General features: G+C 60.5%; 18 protein-coding genes. 8 read left to right on the top strand and 10 right to left on the bottom strand.

The features are described from left to right. Positions 1-99: 99 nt before the first annotated feature. The 4 genes from pckA to KP003_RS02565 all read left to right on the top strand — a co-directional run bounded on the left by pckA (position 100) and on the right by KP003_RS02565 (position 3,300). Positions 100-1,689, top strand: coding sequence for a phosphoenolpyruvate carboxykinase (ATP) (pckA, locus tag KP003_RS02580; protein ID WP_217300259.1), 1,590 nt, complete (start codon positions 100-102; stop codon positions 1,687-1,689). 52 nt (positions 1,690-1,741) lie between these two features. Beyond that, the gene (locus tag KP003_RS02575; protein ID WP_216497238.1) at positions 1,742-1,933 is read left to right on the top strand and encodes a hypothetical protein; all 192 of its coding nucleotides are present in this window, start codon (positions 1,742-1,744) and stop codon (positions 1,931-1,933) included. Between the two features lie 144 nt (positions 1,934-2,077). Continuing rightward, on the top strand, positions 2,078-3,055 hold the full coding sequence (locus KP003_RS02570; RefSeq protein WP_217300258.1) for a quinone oxidoreductase family protein: 978 nt from the start codon (positions 2,078-2,080) through the stop codon (positions 3,053-3,055). 86 nt (positions 3,056-3,141) lie between these two features. Continuing rightward, positions 3,142-3,300 (top strand): hypothetical protein, encoded by a 159-nt coding sequence (locus tag KP003_RS02565; RefSeq protein ID WP_239027595.1) that lies wholly within the window; start codon positions 3,142-3,144, stop codon positions 3,298-3,300. Positions 3,301-3,388: 88 nt separating this feature from the next. On the opposite strand, the gene KP003_RS02560 is transcribed toward KP003_RS02565, so the two are convergent. Further along, positions 3,389-3,829 (bottom strand): SRPBCC family protein, encoded by a 441-nt coding sequence (locus tag KP003_RS02560; protein ID WP_216790433.1) that lies wholly within the window; start codon positions 3,827-3,829, stop codon positions 3,389-3,391. A 1,165-nt stretch (positions 3,830-4,994) separates the two neighbouring features. Here KP003_RS02560 and KP003_RS02555 point away from each other — a divergent pair. Further along, positions 4,995-5,309 (top strand): helix-turn-helix domain-containing protein, encoded by a 315-nt coding sequence (locus KP003_RS02555; RefSeq protein WP_217300257.1) that lies wholly within the window; start codon positions 4,995-4,997, stop codon positions 5,307-5,309. An 81-nt stretch (positions 5,310-5,390) separates the two neighbouring features. Here the strand turns inward: KP003_RS02555 and hisG are convergent, their stop codons facing one another. The 5 genes from hisG to KP003_RS02530 form a co-directional block, all read right to left on the bottom strand. Next, complete coding sequence (hisG, locus tag KP003_RS02550; protein WP_217300256.1) at positions 5,391-6,263, bottom strand: ATP phosphoribosyltransferase; 873 nt, start codon at positions 6,261-6,263, stop codon at positions 5,391-5,393. Between the two features lie 168 nt (positions 6,264-6,431). Next, the gene (gene hisI / locus KP003_RS02545) at positions 6,432-6,809 is read right to left on the bottom strand and encodes a phosphoribosyl-AMP cyclohydrolase (RefSeq protein WP_216497245.1); all 378 of its coding nucleotides are present in this window, start codon (positions 6,807-6,809) and stop codon (positions 6,432-6,434) included. Positions 6,810-7,286: 477 nt separating this feature from the next. Next, complete coding sequence (locus tag KP003_RS02540; RefSeq protein WP_217300255.1) at positions 7,287-8,084, bottom strand: ABC transporter ATP-binding protein; 798 nt, start codon at positions 8,082-8,084, stop codon at positions 7,287-7,289. Next, on the bottom strand, positions 8,081-8,980 hold the full coding sequence (locus KP003_RS02535; protein WP_216497247.1) for an ABC transporter permease: 900 nt from the start codon (positions 8,978-8,980) through the stop codon (positions 8,081-8,083). Before KP003_RS02535 ends, KP003_RS02540 begins: the two co-directional genes overlap by 4 nt. 191 nt (positions 8,981-9,171) lie before the next feature. Next, positions 9,172-10,167 (bottom strand): ABC transporter substrate-binding protein, encoded by a 996-nt coding sequence (locus KP003_RS02530; RefSeq protein WP_216497248.1) that lies wholly within the window; start codon positions 10,165-10,167, stop codon positions 9,172-9,174. Between the two features lie 469 nt (positions 10,168-10,636). On the opposite strand from KP003_RS02530, the gene KP003_RS02525 reads away from it, so the two are divergent. Then, positions 10,637-11,818 (top strand): hypothetical protein, encoded by a 1,182-nt coding sequence (locus KP003_RS02525; RefSeq protein ID WP_216497249.1) that lies wholly within the window; start codon positions 10,637-10,639, stop codon positions 11,816-11,818. Positions 11,819-12,157: 339 nt separating this feature from the next. Here KP003_RS02525 and KP003_RS02520 read toward each other — a convergent pair whose 3' ends face one another. The 4 genes from KP003_RS02520 to KP003_RS02505 all read right to left on the bottom strand — a co-directional run bounded on the left by KP003_RS02520 (position 12,158) and on the right by KP003_RS02505 (position 15,335). Continuing rightward, entirely contained in the window at positions 12,158-12,916 is a 759-nt protein-coding gene (locus tag KP003_RS02520; RefSeq protein WP_217300254.1) for an NRDE family protein, read from the bottom strand. Between the two features lie 22 nt (positions 12,917-12,938). Continuing rightward, positions 12,939-13,625: a PilZ domain-containing protein gene (locus tag KP003_RS02515; RefSeq protein WP_217300253.1), complete on the bottom strand. Its 687-nt coding sequence runs from the start codon at positions 13,623-13,625 to the stop codon at positions 12,939-12,941. A 117-nt stretch (positions 13,626-13,742) separates the two neighbouring features. Further along, positions 13,743-14,216 carry a GreA/GreB family elongation factor gene (locus KP003_RS02510; protein ID WP_216497252.1) on the bottom strand — a complete coding sequence of 158 codons (474 nt, stop codon included), beginning with the start codon at positions 14,214-14,216 and terminating at the stop codon, positions 13,743-13,745. A 105-nt stretch (positions 14,217-14,321) separates the two neighbouring features. Beyond that, positions 14,322-15,335 carry a PilZ-like domain-containing protein gene (locus KP003_RS02505; RefSeq protein ID WP_217300252.1) on the bottom strand — a complete coding sequence of 338 codons (1,014 nt, stop codon included), beginning with the start codon at positions 15,333-15,335 and terminating at the stop codon, positions 14,322-14,324. A gap of 193 nt (positions 15,336-15,528) precedes the next feature. Between KP003_RS02505 and KP003_RS02500 the strand changes: the two genes are divergently transcribed. After that, the gene (locus KP003_RS02500; protein ID WP_216790427.1) at positions 15,529-15,837 is read left to right on the top strand and encodes a cytochrome c3 family protein; all 309 of its coding nucleotides are present in this window, start codon (positions 15,529-15,531) and stop codon (positions 15,835-15,837) included. A gap of 150 nt (positions 15,838-15,987) precedes the next feature. Continuing rightward, on the top strand, positions 15,988-17,991 hold the full coding sequence (locus tag KP003_RS02495; RefSeq protein WP_216790426.1) for a molybdopterin oxidoreductase family protein: 2,004 nt from the start codon (positions 15,988-15,990) through the stop codon (positions 17,989-17,991). Positions 17,992-18,129: the final 138 nt, after the last annotated feature.

Genomic DNA, 18,129 nt, shown 5'->3' with positions numbered 1-18,129 from the left:
GGACCGGGGCCCCTTTGCTTTGCCGCGCCGGTTGCAAAGACACCTCCCCCTGATATCTTTTAAGCTTGTCGCAGATCCAATGAGAAGGGGGAGGACGCAGTGAGATTAAACGACATCACCAGGGGCAATGGGCTGGAGCAGCATGGCATAACGAACGCGAACCTGATCTACTGGACCTCCCCGACCTCCGTCCTGTACGAGCAGGTGGTCCGCCGCGGCGAGGGGCTCATCTCCCACCTGGGCGCGCTCGCGGTGAAGACCGGGCACTACACCGGGCGGGCTGCGAACGACAAGTTCATCGTGGACGAACCGTCTTCGAGCCGCCACATCAACTGGGGCAAGGTGAACCGCCCCTTCCCCGCCGACAAGTTCGACGCACTCTACCAGAAGATGTGCAACTACATGCAGGGACGCGACCTGTTCGTCCAGGATTGCTTCGCCGGGGCGAGCCCCGCCCACCGGATCCCGGTGCGCATCATAACCGAGCGGGCCTGGCATTCCCTGTTCGCCCGCAACATGTTCCTGCGCGCCACCCCGGAGGAGCTTCTCTCCCACAAGACCGAGTTCACCGTCATCGACCTCCCCGCCTTCCATGCCCAGCCCACCGTCGACGGCACCAACTCGGAGGCCTTCATCATCATCAACTTCGCGAGGAAGATGGTGATCATCGGCGGCACCAGCTACGCAGGCGAGATCAAGAAGTCGATCTTCACCGTGCTCAACTACCTCCTGCCGCAAAAGAACGTGATGTCCATGCACTGCTCGGCCAACACCGGCCCCGACGGCGAAGTGGCCATCTTTTTCGGCCTCTCCGGCACCGGGAAGACCACGCTCTCGGCGGCCCCCAACCGCCTGCTGATCGGCGACGACGAGCACGGCTGGGACGAAGAGGGGGTCTTCAACTTCGAAGGGGGGTGCTACGCCAAGGTGATCAACCTCTCCTCCGAGAGCGAGCCGGAGATCTACCAGTGCACCAGGAGGTTCGGCACCATCCTCGAAAACGTGGCCATCGACACCATCTCGCGCCGGATCGACCTGGACGACGCCTCGTTCACCGAGAACACCCGGGCCTCCTACCCGATCACCCACATCCCCAACATCGTCCCCTCCGGCGTGGGAGGACACCCAAGCAACGTCATCATGCTCACCTGCGACGCATTCGGTGTGCTGCCGCCGATCGCGCGGCTCACCGCGCAGCAGGCCATGTACCACTTCCTCTCCGGATACACCGCCAAGGTGGCAGGGACCGAGGCGGGCGTCACCGAGCCGCAAGCCACCTTCTCCGCCTGCTTCGGCGCCCCCTTCATGGCGCTCAGGCCGTCGCTGTACGCCGACCTCCTCGGGAAGAAGATCGCCTCCAGCAAGGTGGACTGCTGGCTGGTGAACACCGGCTGGAGCGGCGGCGGCCCAGGCGTTGGGGGGAGGATGAAGATCGCCTACTCGCGCGCCCTCGTGAACGCGGCCCTGGACGGCACCCTGAGCGCCGGAAGCTTCGTCAAGGACCCGGTCTTCGGCCTGGACATCCCGACCACCTGCCCCGGGGTGCCTGCTGAGATCCTGAACCCGAGAAACGCCTGGAGCGACAAGAATGGGTACGATGCCATGGCCCAAAAGCTCGTCGAGATGTTCCGTCACAACTTCGAACAGTTCAAGCAGAGCGCGTCGCCGGAGATCGCCTCCGTCCTGTAGTTGCACTGCGAAGCGGCGCTGCTATCATTAAATCAAAGCTCAGGAGGTTACCATGAAAAGGGTACATTCAGAGATATGCGACACGACGGAGAGGAAGGAGCAGCGCGTGCGGGTGAAGAACACCAAGACCGGGGAGATCGGTCTGAGCTACGGCTGCACCATCGAGGGGGACACCGTGCAGGTGGAACTTCCCGACGGCAGCCTGGACAGCTGGCCCGAAGACGACTGCGAGATGATTTCGTAACGCATTGTCACGGGGACAGCAGGCAGAAACGCGAAGCTTTCGCTGACTCCGGCTGCCTCCGTGGCAGCAAGCATAAGACAAAGAAGGCCGTCCGCTGCAGGGCGGCCTTTTTGTTAGCCAATAATGACGCGAAGGGGGGTATTTATGTCAAAAGCAATCTGCTTCCAAGCATACGGCGGGCCCGAGGTGTTGAAGTGGACGGAGGTCGAGGTACCTGAGCCGGGACCGGGGGAGGTGCGCATCCGGCACAAGGCGGTCGGGGTAAACTTCGTCGATGTGTACCAGCGCAGCGGGCTCTACAAGATGCCGCTGCCGGCGATTGCCGGCAACGAAGGAGCCGGGATGGTCGAGGCAATCGGCGAGGGGGTGACGCTGTTTCAGCCGGGTGACCGCGTGGCCTACGCGGGCACTTCCGGCGGCGGCTATTGCGAGTCCCGCGTCATCAAGGAGGACCGGCTGTGCCTGCTCCCCGATGCGGTCTCCTTCGAACAAGCAGCCGGGATGATGCTCAAGGGGCTGACCGTACAGTACCTGGTCAGGAGGACCTACCGGGTGCAGGCCGGAGATACGGTCGTGTTCCATGCCGCTGCCGGCGGCGTCGGCACCATCGCCTGCCAATGGCTGCGGGCGCTCGGCGCCAAGGTCATAGGCACGGCCGGTTCGGAAGAAAAGTGCGAGCTGGCGCGGCGCCACGGCGCCGACTACTGCATCAATTACCGCACCGAGAACATCATGGAGAGGGTGAAGGAGATCACCGGCGGAGAAGGTGCCGCCGTGGTCTACGATTCCGTGGGGAAGGACACCTTCGAAACGTCCCTCAAATGCCTGCGCCCCCGCGGCCTGATGGTGAGCTTCGGCAACGCTTCCGGCCCCGTGCCGCCAGTGGATCTTCTGCTTCTCTCCCAGCTCGGCTCCCTGTACCTGACCCGCACCGGGCTCGCGACCTACATCGCCAAGCGCTCCGAACTCGAAGAGGCGGCAGCCGAGCTGTTCGAGATGGTCACCTCCGGCAAGGTGAAGATAGAGATCAACCGGAGCTTCCCGCTAAAGGACGCCGCCCAGGCCCACCGTGAGTTGGAGGCGCGCCAGACCACAGGCTCCACCATCCTGATCCCGGATTGACCGGATGTGCACGCCAGCTCAAAGACGTCATCAAAGGAATACAGAACATGCCCCTTAAAGAGAAACCGACCGCATTGGACAAAGCCATGGCAACCGTATGCGAACTCTGCCCGGTCTGCCTTCATGCCCGCTATCACCAAAAGGGTCTCGTTTACGATTTCGTGACCCGCATCGAGGAAGACGTCTGCCCCTTCTGCCGCGCATACGAGCGGGTGCACGGGCAAAAGGCGCACGAAAAGAGATAGATAGTCGCACTGGCAGCCGCTTGCACCGTCTCCTGAGGGCATCCACGATGCTCGCAGGGGACGGTCCGATGTCGCCCCCTCCCCTACCTCAAGGAATATCCGCCTCAACAAGCATCTTCAACAACTCCAGCGACTCCTGCCAGCCGAGATAGCAGGCCTCCGCAGGAATGGCTGCAGGAACCGCTTCCTGCACGACGTTCAATTCCGTGCCGCACGACACCCGGCGCAGGGTTATCGTGGTCTGTATTTCTCCCGCGAGTTGGGGATCGTCGAACGCGTCTGTGTAGCGTATCCGTTCATGCGGCACCAATTCGAGGTAGGTGCCTCCGAATGAATGGGTCTGGCCCGTCGAGAAATTGCTGAACGACATCTTGTACGTCCCCCCGACCTTTGCATCGAGCTGATGCACCCTGGCAGTGAAGCCATTGGGCGGCAGCCACTTCACCAGGGCATCAGAATCGAGGAATGCACGATAGATCTTTTCAGGTGTCGCACGAAACACGCGGTGCAAAGTGATACTGTTCGCCATGACCACCTCCTTGACAATCTTTCAAATATAGTAGCTAAGGCAGGCAAAAAGGCAAAGTACCCGCCTCAGGCGCAAATACCTGCCTCGTCACCTGCCAAACTGCGATCTCACTTTCACGGAAATGGATTTTTCCGACAGAATGCCCCCTTCCCCCTGCGAGATGATCATTTCCCTCTGGAAGTAGACATTTCAGCCCCCGAAGTAACATTTCTGCGCTTGAAATCGACACTTCGGGTCTTGAAGTGACCACTCCCCAATAATAAAATGCACTTCAAATTCCCAAATGACGTTTTGGGGGCATGAAGTGGACGTTTTACGGGGGAAGTCTACTATCAAGCGCCAAGATGTGACGTTTCAACAGAGGAACGCCTTCAGAAGGGGTGCGACGTGAAGGGAGGTGTCGCCCCCCTCACGAAACGTGAAGGGGGCGATCAACATTAGACGGGATCCAGCACTATCCAGCTAGACCAAGGACCTACGATATCGCCACGCTTGCCCCTGACCCTGAGGAAGTTTGGCACCGACCGGTTTATCCCGCTTAGCAATATTTTTTTACAGGTAGTCGACCAAACCAGGAGTTTCCAATTTTGTTCGTTGCCAGGGTCACCATTACAGGTCCACACTTCATATCCTTTTGCATTGCTGATCCTTGTCAACGCGACCCACGGGTTCCCATCCTTCCCGAAACTAAGGTGGAACCCCACGGCTTTTCCGACGGGCTTTCCCGTACCTGCCGGCTTCTTAGTTTCAGTGAAACCAAGTTGGCCCAGAATGGTGGGATCTTTGCGGTGGGCTGCTTTGCCAAGCCCGAATAACAAGCCAATCGCTTGATCAAGTGCCTCCCTGTCCGCCTCGCACGCCTTGACCTTTTCAGGATCTCCTTTAAGTAGATGCAGCGAAGCTTGTCTCGTATCTCTGGAAGAGTTCCGTGATCCCCGCCGGGGTGGGAAACAGGGAAACCAAGTATGCGTGCAACTCAGGAGTTAAGGCCTGCGCAATTGCCGCTGACCTACCAATCATGTCCACATGTGGTACGTTGCTAAATGGCATGGCACAACCTCCGCACAAGATTAGAAGCTTCCAAGCCAGCAGCATATCACCACGGACAACTTTGGCAAGCGCACCAGTCGGAGTTGTAGGGCGCGTCAAAAGGAGATTTTAGAACATGGGTTATAAGCCTGTTTCGTACAACGCTGGAAATACGCTGGCTAATGAGCTTAAGCCCCCGGAGTTCAAGGAGGCTTGGGAGGCATCGGAGGATGAATTTGCGGCTTTGGATATTCTGCTATCAGCTAGAAAGCAGGCAGGATTGACTCAGGAAGAAGTGGCTAACAGGATGGGGATTTCCCAGCCGTCGCTGGCGAGAGTGGAGGGTTCACTCGGCTCCCACCGCCATTCGCCCTCTCTGGAGATGCTTCGCAAATATGCCGCCGCGGTCGACTGTAAGCTGGAGATCAGGCTGGTGCGCAACCATTCCTGACCCGGCATGGTGCTGCGTAGGAAAAAGCCCGGCCACACTTGGAGTGGACCGGGCTTTTTATTTAGCAGGGACGTTCTGTAACTAGATAATCTTGTTCAGCGAGTACTCGACTATGCCTTCGGCGCCGAGTTTGATGAGCTCGGGGACGATGCGGCGGACTTCTTGTTCGGGCATGATGCTTTCGATGGATACCCAGTCGGAGTTGTAGTGGTTGGCAACGGTGGGGCTCTTGAGACTCGGGATGACGGCGGTGATCTCGGCAACCTTCTCTTTCGGCGCGTTCATCTTGAGACCGACCATCCCCTCGGCACGCAGCGAGGACTGCAGCAGCGTCGCGATCTGCTCGATCTTGGCGCGCTTCCAGGGATCTTCCCAGGCGGCCTTGTTGACCACCATGACGGGGACGGATTCCATCAGCTCGGTGACGATCCTCAGACCGTTGGCCTTGATAGTGGAACCGGTCTCAGTGACTTCGACGATGGCGTCGCAGAGCCCCTCGACGACTTTGGCCTCGGTGGCCCCCCAGGAGAATTCGACGTTGACCGGGATGTTCCTCTCGGCGAAGTAACGCTTGGTGAAACCGACCAGTTCGGTGGAGATGGTGGCGCCGTGCAGATCCTCGGGGCCCTGGATCTTGGAGTTGCCGTTCACCACCAGCACCCAGCGCGCGGGACGGCGTGACACCTTGGAGTAGACCATCTCGCAGACTTCGATGACATCGGACTCGTTCTCGCGGATCCAGTCCCGGCCGGCGATCCCGACGTCGATGGTGCCGCGCTCCACGTATTTGCCCATCTCCTGCGGCCGGATCAGGGAGCACTTGATCTCTTCATCGTCGATGCCGGGGAAGTAGCTGCGCGAAGAGATCGATATCTGCCAGCCGGCTTTCTTGAACAGGTCGACGGTGGCGTTTTCAAGGCTCCCCTTCGGGATGCCGAGCTTCAACTTTTCCATAGTTCCTCCAGGCTGAAAGTTCAGATTAAGATGAAAACCAATTAGAACCGGACAGGGGTATGGTTACCTTCGTGGCGTCGCCCTCACCCGGCCTTCGGCCACCCTCTCCCAGGAGGAGAGGGGAAAAAATAAAAAAGCCACGCGAGCGTTGGCTCCGTGGCTTTTAGGTTATTTCTTATAGACGTCGTTGGGATCGAAGAGCGGGTTGGAGTGCTCGACCCAGGTTCCGTTCTCGTACTTCACGTAGAAGCAGCTCCGGTTCCCGGTGTGGCAGGCGGCGGGGCCGTTCTGCTTCACCTTGATCACCACGGTGTCGGCATCGCAGTCGGTCAGCACCTCGATCACCTCCTGGGTGTTGCCGGACTCTTCGCCCTTCATCCAGTACTTGTTTCTGGTGCGGCTGAAGAACCAGGTCTTGCCGGTTTCCAGGGTCAGGTTCAGGGTCTTCTCGTCCATGAACGCGACCATCAACACTTCCCCGCTTTCGTTGTCCTGGATAACAGCAGGGATCAGTCCACCCATCTTCTCGAAATCGATCTTTATCATGGCTTCTCTCAGTCCTTCTACTGCGTTTATTGACAAAAAAGTATCCTTTAATACACCGCTGGCGCGAGCTGTGTCAATGATTATGTACCCACCTCCGCTAAAGCTACGGTGGGCAAGCTCCAATTTCGCTAAAGCTTCGGTGGGCAAGCTCCAATTTCGCTAAAGCTACGGTGGGCAAGATCCAATTTCGCTGAAGCTACGGCGAAAGGCGGTTCGTAACACGAAGCCACAATGACGCAAAGAAACCTTCGGAGAGATACAAAACAAAGCGAAAATGCTTCAACGCAAAGACGCCAAGCCGCAAAGGCGCTAAGAATCCCCTTTGAGGGGATCCAAAACCACCAAAGACTTTGATTCGCCGTCCCCTGCGTCTCTACGGCTTCGCGCCTTTGCGTTGGAGCCTTTTGCCTTTAAACAAAAAGGCCCGGCGGATCGTTTCCACCGGGCCTTCTGGGTACCTCTTAATCTTCCCGCCGATCAGTCTTCGGCGAGGAGGGTCCTGTCGTTCTCGAAGGTCTTGTGACGCAGTTCGTGGAACTTCTGGATCAGCTTCTCGACGGTGAGCGCCTTCTTCGCTTCCCCTTCGATGTCGAAGATGATCTCGCCGCCGTCCATCATGAGCAGACGGTTGCCGAACTCGATGGCATGGGTCATGTTGTGGGTGATCATCATGCCGGTCAGGTTGTACTCGCTGATGAACTTGTTGGTCAGCTCGAGCACGATCTCGGCGTTCTTCGGGTCGAGCGCTGCGGTGTGCTCGTCGAGTAGGATGAGGGCCGGCTTGGAAAGGACCATCATGAGCAGGGTGAGCGCCTGGCGCTGTCCGCCGGAGAACATGACCAGGTTCTCCTTCATCCGGTGCTCAAGCCCCATCCTGAGCTGCACCAGCTCCTGCTTGAAGATCTCGCGGGTCTTGTTGTTCAGGCTGCGGCGCAACCACTTCATCCCCTTTTTATGGGTGATGGTCATGTTGTCTTCCAGGCTCATGTTGCCGGCGGTGCCGAGCAGCGGGTTCTGGAAGATCCTGCCGATGTACTTCGCCCTCTTGTACTCGGGGTCCCGGGTCACGTTCTTGTCGTTGGCGAAGATCTGCCCCTCACTCGGGAGGTAGGTCCCGGCGATGGTGTTGAACAGGGTCGACTTGCCGGCGCCGTTGGAGCCGATGATGGTGATGAAGTCGCCTTCCTTCACCTTCAGGTTGATGTTCTTCAGGGCCTTGTTTTCGTTGACGGTCCCCTGGCCAAATACGATGGAAACGTTCTTGAGCTCTATCATTTCGCCACCTTAAACGGGACCTTCAGTTTCTTTGCCTGCGTCGCGATCAGCAGGACGATGATCAGCACGCCCTTGATGAGGTTCAGGTCGCTCGGGGTCATGTGGATGACATAGCCGTAGAAGCGCCCGACGTACATGACTGCGTAGAAGCAGACGGAGCCTGCCAGGGCACAGAACGTGAGCACGCCGATGCGGTTACTCTTAAGCATCAGGAACTCGCCGATCATGACGGAGGCGAGACCGGAAACGATGATTCCCTGGCCAAGCCCCACGTCCGCAAAGCCGAGATACTGGGCGGCGAAGGCGCCGGAGATGGCGACCAGGCCGTTGGAAAGGCCGACGCCGATGGTCTTCAGGGTCTTGGGGTTCACCCCCTGGGAAATGACCATCTGCTCGTTGTTCCCCATGGCGCCCAGGGTCATGCCGAGGTCGGTGCGGAAAAAGAGATCGAGCAGCACCTTCACCACCAGGGCGACGATCAGGAAGAACACCAAGAGGATGTATTCGTCGGGGATGACGCCGGTGAACTTCTCGGTGACCTGCTTCAGGATGGTGGACTGATCCAGGATGGGGACGTTGGCGCGGTTGCCCAGGATGCGGATGTTGACCGAGTAGAGCATGGTCATGGTGAGGATACCGGCCAGAAGGTTCGGCACCCTCAGGTGGTTGTGGATGAGGGCGGTGACCACGCCGGCCAGCACGCCGCCGGCAAAGGCGACGAGGAGCGCGAGCCAGCCGTTCATACCGGAGAGGAGGCACTGCACCATGAGCGCGGCCCCCAGGGGGAAGGACCCGTCAACCGTCAGGTCCGGAAAATCAAGAATCCTGAACGAGATGAACACGCCCAGGACCATGATGCCATAGATCAATCCTTCAACAAAAATACCTTCGATCATAACACCCTTCTTAGAACCTTATTCGAAACCGTTGGTACCCGCCTTCGCGCTGAAGCGCTACGGTGGGCAAGCCCGGACTCCCTCTTGAAGATTACCTTGAGCGAAGCGGAGTTTGCCCACCGTAGCTTCAGTGAAGTGGAGCTTGCCCACCGTAGCTTTAGCGAAGGTGGGCCAATGGTTTACTGCTTGACTTACTTCTTGGTGATCTTGCCGTTCTGACGGACAGTCTTGGCGGCCTTGACGATGTCGGCCGGAACGGTCAGGCCGAGCTTCTTGGCAACGTCGAGGTTGATCAGGAGGTCGACGTCGGAAGCCTTGGTCATGAAGCGGGTCGGAATCTGCTCCGGCTTCTTGCCCTTCAGGATCTCGATGATCATCTTGCCGGTGGCGCGGCCCATCTTGTAGTAGTCGAAGCCCCAGGCGGCGAGGACGTCGTAGGTCTCGGAGGAGCTCGGGTCGGCGGACATGACCGGGATCTTCGCTTTCGCGGCTACCTCGGCGACGGCGCTCATGGCGGAGACGACGGTGTTGTCGGTGGAGATGTAGATGGCGTCGACGCGGTTGGCGATGGTCTGGGCGGCCTGCTTCACCTCGGCGGACTTGGTGACGGTGGTCTCAACGAACTCCAGGTGCTTCTCCTTGCAGACCTGCTTCACCATGCCGGCCAGGACGACCGCGTTCTCCTCGGAGCTGGTGTAGATGTGGCCGATACGCTTGGTCTTCGGCTTGATCTTGAGCAGCATCTCGATCTGCTGCTTCACCGGGGTCATGTCGGAAACGCCGGTGATGTTCTTGCCACCCTTGGCGAGGGAGGGAACCAGGCCCGCCTTGACCGGGTCGGTAACTGCGGAGAAGACGATCGGGATCCCTTTCAGGGTGTTCACCAGCGCCTGCGCGGTCGGGGTGGCGACGCCGACGGCGAGGTTTACCTTCTCGCTCTGAAACTTGGTGGCGATGGACGCCGCCGTGTTGATGTCGCCGTTGGCGTTCTGCACGTCGAAGGTTGCGTTGATCTTGGAGTCCTTGAGTTCATCCTGAATCCCCTTCACGACCGCGTCCAGCGCCGGGTGAGAAACGATCTTCGAGATGCCGATCGTCACCGGCTTGGCGGGAGCCGCCGCGAAAACGGTTGCCGCAGACGACAGAGACAAAGCGAGAGCCAACAGAATACCGATCTTCTTGCGCACAGATACCTCCGGTTTACATTGAATTGAATTTCTGCTGCTAGTACTGCCAAGGGAACCAGTAACTATCGCCATCGACCGGTGAACAGGTCGGACCTATTTTTCGACCGCCGAGCATACCACTCGGTAAGAGCTATCGTCAACGCCATAGTGGCGCTAAATAGGAACAATTCTTTGAAGAAATGAAAAAAAAGAGGCAAAAGGAGCAGATTTCAACGCAACATAAAACTTTTCTCACCAAAACCGGTCACAGGTTGTTGACACCGCAAATGCAAAAAGGGTATAAGTACGGACGAGCTTGTCGGTTTTGTCACAGGTGTAAGGCACTAACGCCCGCCCCGATATCTCCCCAACAACCGCCAAAACCAGACTCCGCACAATCAGAAAAAAGCACGCCCGGCGCCGTCTGCACCCCGATGCCCGCATAGGCCAAGGCCGGTCAAGGCTGCACCCCCATAAGGAGAACTTCAACGTGAAGCACCTGTACCCGAACCATCGCCCTACCCTCCTGCTGATTGCCCTGCTGGCCCTGCCGCTGGCACTCGTGGGATGCAAGGATAAAAAGGCCTCGGCCACCACGACCAGCGCCGGCGCCGTGCAGCAGGGGCAAGCCAGCTCTGCCCAGGCCCCTCCGGCGACGCCTGCACCGGCGACAGCCACCCCCGCCGCACCTGCCGTGCCTGCAACCGAAGCGACGGCACCGGCTGCCCCCCCCGCCAAATTCGACGCGCACTCCAGCGCCGGGAAAAAGGGAAAGGGGGCCAAGGGGAAAGAGGCAGCCGCACCCAAGTCGGCGTACCGCGCCGGCGAGGACCCGGACTTCGCGGCCAAGAAGGGATGGCCGGTGAAATATCCGGCGCCGCTGCCGGGCTCTATCCTGCCCCAGAAGAGGATCGTCGCCTACTACGGCAACCCCCTCTCCAAGAGAATGGGGGCCTTGGGCGAGTACCAGAAGGACGACATGCTGCAGCGTCTGAAGCGTGAAGCGGCCAAATGGCAGGCAGCGGATCCCTCCCACCCGGTACAGCCCGCGCTGCACCTGATCGCGGTCGTGGCACAGGGGGAACCGGGCAAGGCCGGCCTCTACCGCATGGTCATGCCCGACAAGATCATCAACGACGTCTACAGCTGGGCCAAGTCGATCAACGCCGTCATGTTCATCGACATCCAGACCGGGCACGACAATATCCGCAACGTGCTGCCTCGCTTCGAGTGGATCCTCAAGAACCCGGACGTCCACTTGGGCATCGACCCGGAGTTCAACCTGATCAAGAGCGGCAAGAAACCGGGCACCAAGATCGGCACCTATGACGCCGCCGACATCAACTACGCCTCGAACTACCTGAAAGAGCTGGTCAAGAAGTACAACCTCCCGCCGAAGGTGTTCATCGTGCACCGCTTCACCAGAAACGGCGTGACCAATTCGAAGAACATCCAGCTGCGCCCCGAGGTGCAGATCGTGATGAACATGGACGGCTGGGGCGCCCCCTGGCTCAAGCGCGACTCCTACAAGGACTACGTCGTGGCCGAGCCTGTGGAGTTCACCGGGTTCAAGCTCTTCTACCACAACGACACCAAGAAGGGTGACGCGCTGCTCACCCCGAAAGAGGTGCTCATGCTCAACCCGAAGCCGCTGTACATCCAGTACCAGTAGACGCGGGCTAGATAGGAGCGGGCAAGGTCCGGGCGAATGATTATTCGCCCCTACAGATCACCCCTCCGCCACCTGAAGCAACAAAATAGGGGCGAACCACCAATGGTTCGCCCCTTCGCTTTTTCTGCCGTACCGGCGCCCTCACCCCGACCCTCTCCCGAAGGGCGAGGGAGGTTGTAGCGGCCCCTCACCCCTCACCCCGCCCCTCTCCCGAAGGGCGAGGGAGGTTGTAGCGGCCCCTCACCCCGAACCCTCTCCCGAAGGCGAGGGAGGTGGTGGCTGGCCCTCACCCCGACCCTCTCCCGAAGGGCGAGGGAGGTGGTGGATGGGCGTTCCTCCTCACCACTGGAACTCCGCCCGCCTCTCCCTGACCATGCCCCCATCGAAACCGCGCTCGATAAAGACCGCCTTCCCCTCGTGGTCCACCAGTAAAACGGTCGATGAGCGCGTGCCGTACTGTGCGCTCCTGATGAAGATCGGCGACAGCATCCGCTCCAGTTCCAGCCCCACCCCCGTATCCGGCAACTCCTGGTCCGCAGGATGCGTCTCGTCGGCCAGGAGTGCGAAAAGCTCCTCCGGTTCGACGTGCCCGCGGGACAAGAGGCGGGCAAGCCCGTCCTTGCCGCAGCGCACCTTGGGCCAGGGTGTGTCCAGCAGGTGGTTGCTCAGGCCGTGGATTCCCGGCTCTATCGGGAGTACCCGGTCGCTCTTGTTGGAGTAGCAGAGAAGCCGCTCGCTGTCCCCGACCAGGAGGTTATAGCCGCCGTAGGCAATGCCGGACTCCCGCAACCGGGCCAGGTACTCCTCGGCGCCCGCCTCCTCCGCCAGGAAGCCGCTCACCAGCCGCCCGCGCGATGAAGGGCCGTGCCGGTGCGGATCGCCGGGATCGCGGTAGTTGGTGAGCGCGGCGATCCGTCCGGTCGCGGTCACACCGAGCCAGGTGCCGCCGTGTACCAGGTCGCGCCCGGCAAAGATGTGCGGGGCGTCCTCCCAGAAGCGGGCGGGCTCTGTCGGGCGTTGGTAGTATTCGTCGCGGTTGGCGGCAATGACGAGCCGGTATGCGGGGTGGGCCCGGTAGGCGAGTAGCAGCGTGCACATGCGGCTTTCCTGAAAAGAGGGATCAGAGGTCGAGCAGCTTGGCGATCTCCTGCTCCTGTTTCTTGGTCAAGGATTCGAACATCACCCCTGCTCCGGGGATGCAGCGGGTCACCCCCCAGCGCTGGGACCAGCGTACCGTAGCCCGGATGGGGGTCTGGTCCGCGGACTCGAGGAAGCGGATCCAGATGGTGTCGCCCTGCAGGAATTCCTGCATGGAATGCAGGAAAAGCCCGTGGCTGCCGAGGTTGATGGTGAAGGACTTGTGAGTGCTCTCGGCCGGGAAGCCGGGATCGGTGCTGTAGTAAAGGTTCAGGTTGATCTGCCGGCGCGGCGATCGACGCAGCGAACGTGAGGGGAAGTTCCTGCAGCGGTTCTCGATGAAGAAGCGCAGGGCCGAACCGGTGTCGGGTGAGAAGCTCTGTTCCAGCGGGCTCAACTTTATCTTCTTCTGTCTCGCCTCCCACTTCACCCGCAGCACCGGGAAGAGATTGATGCACTCATAGGCGACCACCTTCTCTTCCTTGCTGCAGCGCACCAGCGTCAGTATGTCGACGAGGAAACCGTTGTAGCGGTTGTCCGTCGCCATCTGCGACATCTCGGCAAAGGAGCGCGCCACGTCACAGGCCACCCCGATTTCTGTCACGGCCTGGGCATAAGCGTCACCTGCTTCTTCATCTTTTACTACTATCAGGATCTTGATGTCTGACATGTATGGTTGGACGGTCCTTCAATCAATGGAGGTAGCTTCGGAGACTGGCCTGCTACACTATAGCCGGTCCCCAAAGAAGGTCAAACGTTTTCGGCACCGCGCTGTGACAGTGGAAGCCTACTCAGGTCTCTTTGACGTTATCGAAAGCACGGTCACGGTCAGGTCGCCGGCCGGCCTCCTGATGGTAACCTCGTCGTCCACCTTCTTGCCGAGTAGGGCCTTGCCGACCGGCGAGTCGATGCTGATCTTCCCCAGGCTCACGTCGAACTCGTCGGGGCCGACCAGCTGGTAGCAGCGCTCCTCCCCTTCCTCGTCCTCGTAGGTGACCCAGCAGCCGAAACTGACCGAGGTCGGGTTCAGCGGCGGGTAGACCACCTTGAGCACCTTGAGCCGGTCACCGAGATGCTTCAGCTCGCGGTCGATCTCCCGCAGCCTCTTCTTCGAGTAGATGTACTCGGCGTTCTCGGAGCGGTCCCCTTCGGCGGCGGCGTCGGCCATGTTCTTCACCATGCGCGGCCGCTCGGTCTCCCAGAGAACGTCGTAGCGTTCCTGTAATCTTTTGCGCCCTTCGGCGCTGATCATGTTGGTCATAGTTCGCTCCTCACCCTTCATCCCCTCCCGGCGTCCAGGGGGCAGATGTTTGGGAGAGCGCATCATAGTAGACTTTACTGCTCAAGGCAATAAGGTAGCCGTGGCTCAGGGATTCTTGTCCAGGTGGCGGTACTTGCGGATGGACTCTTCGTAGGTCTTCTGGATTTCGTTTTCCGGCGGTGCCTTGCTGTAGGAGATGAGGTAGCGGCCGGCGAGGAAGGCCAGCAGCAGGAAAAGGAGGGTCCAGGCCAGACGGGTGATGACCTGTTTCCGGGTGAGGTGAGCGGATTGGGTTTCCTCGTGCTCCTCGAGTTCGCGCTTGTCGGCGACCTTGCGCAGGTGGGCGATCTGGACCGAGGAGATCTGCTTGAAGATCAGGTCGCGGTCCCGCTCGTCCAGGAAGAGGAACTCCATCCCCACGTCGTAGCGGCTGGAGCCGTCGCGCAACGTAAGGGGAGGCTTCATGTGTATGACCTGCCCGACTGCGTGCACAAGCCGCGGCGGATCGAGCGGGAGGTAGAGTTCCAGGTTGACCAGTTGCTCCGGGCGCGCGGTCATCGGCATGCGCAGGCAGATCCCCCCGCCGCCGAGGTTTAACTGGGCCCTGAGCAGGTCCTGCCAGGCGATCGGCTTGGCCGGTTGGAAGCGAGCCATCTGGGCCGCGATAACGAAATCGTCGTACCCCTGGAACTTCATCTGCTCCCGCTCCTTGCGCACCTCCCAGTCCTGTTCCACCTCTTTGCGGCTGGACTCGTCCACGATGTCGTAGCGGACCTTCAAGGCCATGTCGGCCCGGAAGAACTGGCGCCTCTCGCTCAGGGTGAACCGGCCGAAAAGCCGTATCAGCAGTATCCGCGCTCCCAGCCTGTCGGTGACGATCCCGCTGCAGGTGTAGCTGTCCTTGCCGAGCCGGATGCTGACGTCGAGGATGAAGCCAACGTCCACCCGCACGTTGGCAGGCAGCACATCGCGGGAGATCTGCATCTGCAGCAGGTCCCCTCCCGACTCGCTGATGACACCCCAGTCCCGGAACACACCGCCGCCCGCGAGCGGGATGCCGATCTCGATGCGCATCCCGGGCGCGAGGAGCGCGCGGTATTCGCTGTATTCGTCTTCCATGGTGAATCCGTAGTTTTTTTAATAAGAGAATGAACCGACTATCACATTAAACTGCAGCCGCGGCGAAATGCAAGGGGGTGGTAGCGAAAGAGCGGTTGCGTTTTTACCGAGGAACCCCGCGGGGTATCTTGACATAGCCGGGAGCTGTGCTATCACAGTAAGGGCTTTTTTACTAATGAAGAGGAGAGTGAATATGAAACGTATTGCGATAGCAGCGGCGGCGATGGCGGTGGCGATGATGGCGGCACAGGCGATGGCGGTTCCGGCCGGCAAGACCGTGGAATGGCCTACCTCGATGGGCAAGGTTACCTTCAAGGGGGACGACCATGCCGGCAAGGGGCTCAAGTGCAACGAGTGTCACACCAAGATCTTCAAGATGAAGAAGGGCTCCACGCAGATGAAGATGGCCGACATCAACGCCGGCAAATACTGCGGCGAGTGCCACAACGGCAAGAGGGCCTTCAAGCCCGCCGGCAACTGCGCCAAGTGCCACAAGAAATAGCAATACCGCTTTTCGGGCTGCGCTCCATCCTCGGGGCGCAGCCTCCCACGTCCCCCCTCCTTTTCTGTTGATCTACTCCCGAAAAAAACATAAAAAGAAACAGCCGAATCGACCGCCCGTCGCCTTGCTACCAACACGAGGAGATCATAGATGAACGTCGTCACCAGGAGATCGGTCTGCCCCTTCGACTGCCCGGACACCTGCAGCATGCTGGTGCAGGTTGAAAACGGCAAGGCCATCGCGGTTCAGGGCGACCCCCTCCATCCCTTCAGCCGCGGCACCCTCTGCCCCAAGATGCGCCACTACGAGAAAAGCGTCCATTCGCCGCTGCGCCTCACCTCTCCCCTCAAGAGAACCGGCGCCAAGGGAAAAGGCGAGTTCACCCCCATCTCCTGGGACGAGGCCATCGCCACCATTGCCGAGCGCTGGCACTCCATCATCGCCGGCCACGGGGGTGAGGCCATCCTCCCCTACTCCTACGCCGGGACCATGGGGATCGTGCAGAGAAACGCGGGGCACCCCTTCTTCCACCGCATGGGGGCATCCCGGCTGGACCGCACCATCTGCTCCCCCGCCAAGGGAGCGGGGTGGGAGGCGGTCATGGGCAAGACGGCGACCCCGCCGCCTGAATCCGCGGGCAAAAGCGACCTCCTGGTCCTGTGGGGGATCAACGCGGCGGCAACCAGCATCCACTTCCTGAACCAGGCGCACGAGGTGCGGCAAAAGGGGGGGGAGATCTGGCTGATCGACACCTACGAGACCCCGACCGCCTCAGCCGCGGACCGCACCTTCCTGGTGCGCCCGGGGAGCGACGGGGCCCTCGCCCTCGGGATGATGCACATGATCGCCCGCGAGGGGCTGGTCGACCGGGAGTTCCTGGCGCAACAGGTGCTCGGCTTCGAGGAGCTGGCGGCCGAGGTGCTCCCCGAGATGACGCCTGAGCGCTGCGCGGAGATAACCGGCCTGGAGGCGAAGACCATCGTGGCCATGGCACGTGCCTACGCGGCGGCCAAGGCCCCCTTCATCCGCCTTGGGAGCGGGTTGTCGCGCTACGGCAACGGCTCCATGACGGTGCGCTCGATCTGCTGCCTGCCGGCGCTGGTCGGCGCCTACGGTAAGGACGGGGCGGGGTGCTTCCCCGACACCGCGACCGGCGCGGCCTTCCCGATGGAGATCCTCACCAGGGAAGACCTGATCCCGGGGCAGGCCCGGCTCGTCAACATGAACCAGTTGGGGAGCGCGCTGAACCGGCTCGATGCTCCGCGGGTCATGGGGCTCTACGTGTACCACTCCAACCCTGCAGCGGTCACCCCGGACCAGAACGCGGTGCTCAAGGGGCTTTCCCGCGAGGACCTTTTCACCGTGGTGCACGAGCGTTTCCTGACCGATACGGCGCGCTACGCCGACATCGTGCTCCCCGCCACCTCGTCGCTGGAGCACAGCGACATCTACCGCTCCTACGGCACCTACTGCATCCAGCGCGCCCAGGCGGTGGTCGACCCGGTTGGGGAGAGCAAGTCCAACTGGGAGGTCTTCTCCCTTTTGGCCAAGGCGATGAGGTTCGAGGAGGAGATCTTCACCCTCACGGCGGACCAGATGATCGACCGGCTCCTCGCGGTGCCCAAGCCGCTGCGGGCGGGGATTGACGAGGAGGCGCTCGCCGAGGGACGCCCGGTCACCCTGGCGGGAAGGCCGGCAGGGATCCTGACGCCGTCGGGAAAGATCGAGATCCTGAATGAGAGGATGGCCGAGCGGCTGCCGCGCTACCTCCCCACCCACGAGGAACAGGGGCGGCTTCCCTTCCGGCTCATGACCGCGCCCACCCCCTACGCGCTGAACGCCACCTTCTACGAGCGGGAGGAGTTGCGGGAGAGCCAGGGGGGGATGGAACTCAAGATGAACCCGCAGGACGCGGCGGAGAAGGGGCTTCGCAACGGCACGGAGGTGGTCGCCTGGAATGAGCTCGGCGAAGTCACCTTCCGGCTGCAGGTGACCCCCAAGGTGCCGCAGGGCGTGGTGGTGGCGGAGGGGGTGTGGTGGCTCGCTTATGCGCCGGGAGAGCGCTCGGTGAACGCGCTCACCTCGCAGCGCCTGACCGACCAGGGCGGGGGGAGCACCTTCTACGACAACAGGGTCGATGTGAGACCAGCGTAAAGACGGAGAACCAAACCTTTTCTTAACGCAAAGACGCGGAGACGCTAAGAAAACCAAACAACTTTTATAGTACAGACCCGCTTTTCCCTTTGCGGCTTTGCGTTGAAAAACGCCTTTAATCCTGCACGAACGGAGCGG

Origin of the sequence: Geomonas diazotrophica (genome assembly GCF_019063885.1) — a bacterium.
GTDB classification, from domain to species: domain Bacteria; phylum Desulfobacterota; class Desulfuromonadia; order Geobacterales; family Geobacteraceae; genus Geomonas; species Geomonas diazotrophica.
This window is presented reverse-complemented; position numbering and strand designations above follow the sequence as displayed.

Bases quoted from the DNA above. Each gene is read 5' to 3' on its own strand.
- KP003_RS02575 (WP_216497238.1), top strand. From the start codon at position 1,742: ATGAAAAGGGTACATTCAGAGATATGCGACACGACGGAGAGGAAGGAG.
- KP003_RS02570 (WP_217300258.1), top strand. From the start codon at position 2,078: ATGTCAAAAGCAATCTGCTTCCAAGCATACGGCGGGCCCGAGGTGTTG.
- KP003_RS02565 (WP_239027595.1), top strand. From the start codon at position 3,142: ATGGCAACCGTATGCGAACTCTGCCCGGTCTGCCTTCATGCCCGCTAT.
- KP003_RS02560 (WP_216790433.1), bottom strand. From the start codon at position 3,829: ATGGCGAACAGTATCACTTTGCACCGCGTGTTTCGTGCGACACCTGAA.
- KP003_RS02555 (WP_217300257.1), top strand. From the start codon at position 4,995: ATGGGTTATAAGCCTGTTTCGTACAACGCTGGAAATACGCTGGCTAAT.
- hisG (WP_217300256.1), bottom strand. From the start codon at position 6,263: ATGGAAAAGTTGAAGCTCGGCATCCCGAAGGGGAGCCTTGAAAACGCC.
- hisI (WP_216497245.1), bottom strand. From the start codon at position 6,809: ATGATAAAGATCGATTTCGAGAAGATGGGTGGACTGATCCCTGCTGTT.
- KP003_RS02540 (WP_217300255.1), bottom strand. From the start codon at position 8,084: ATGATAGAGCTCAAGAACGTTTCCATCGTATTTGGCCAGGGGACCGTC.
- KP003_RS02535 (WP_216497247.1), bottom strand. From the start codon at position 8,980: ATGATCGAAGGTATTTTTGTTGAAGGATTGATCTATGGCATCATGGTC.
- KP003_RS02520 (WP_217300254.1), bottom strand. From the start codon at position 12,916: ATGTGCACGCTGCTACTCGCCTACCGGGCCCACCCCGCATACCGGCTC.
- KP003_RS02515 (WP_217300253.1), bottom strand. From the start codon at position 13,625: ATGTCAGACATCAAGATCCTGATAGTAGTAAAAGATGAAGAAGCAGGT.
- KP003_RS02510 (WP_216497252.1), bottom strand. From the start codon at position 14,216: ATGACCAACATGATCAGCGCCGAAGGGCGCAAAAGATTACAGGAACGC.
- KP003_RS02505 (WP_217300252.1), bottom strand. From the start codon at position 15,335: ATGGAAGACGAATACAGCGAATACCGCGCGCTCCTCGCGCCCGGGATG.
- KP003_RS02500 (WP_216790427.1), top strand. From the start codon at position 15,529: ATGAAACGTATTGCGATAGCAGCGGCGGCGATGGCGGTGGCGATGATG.
- KP003_RS02495 (WP_216790426.1), top strand. From the start codon at position 15,988: ATGAACGTCGTCACCAGGAGATCGGTCTGCCCCTTCGACTGCCCGGAC.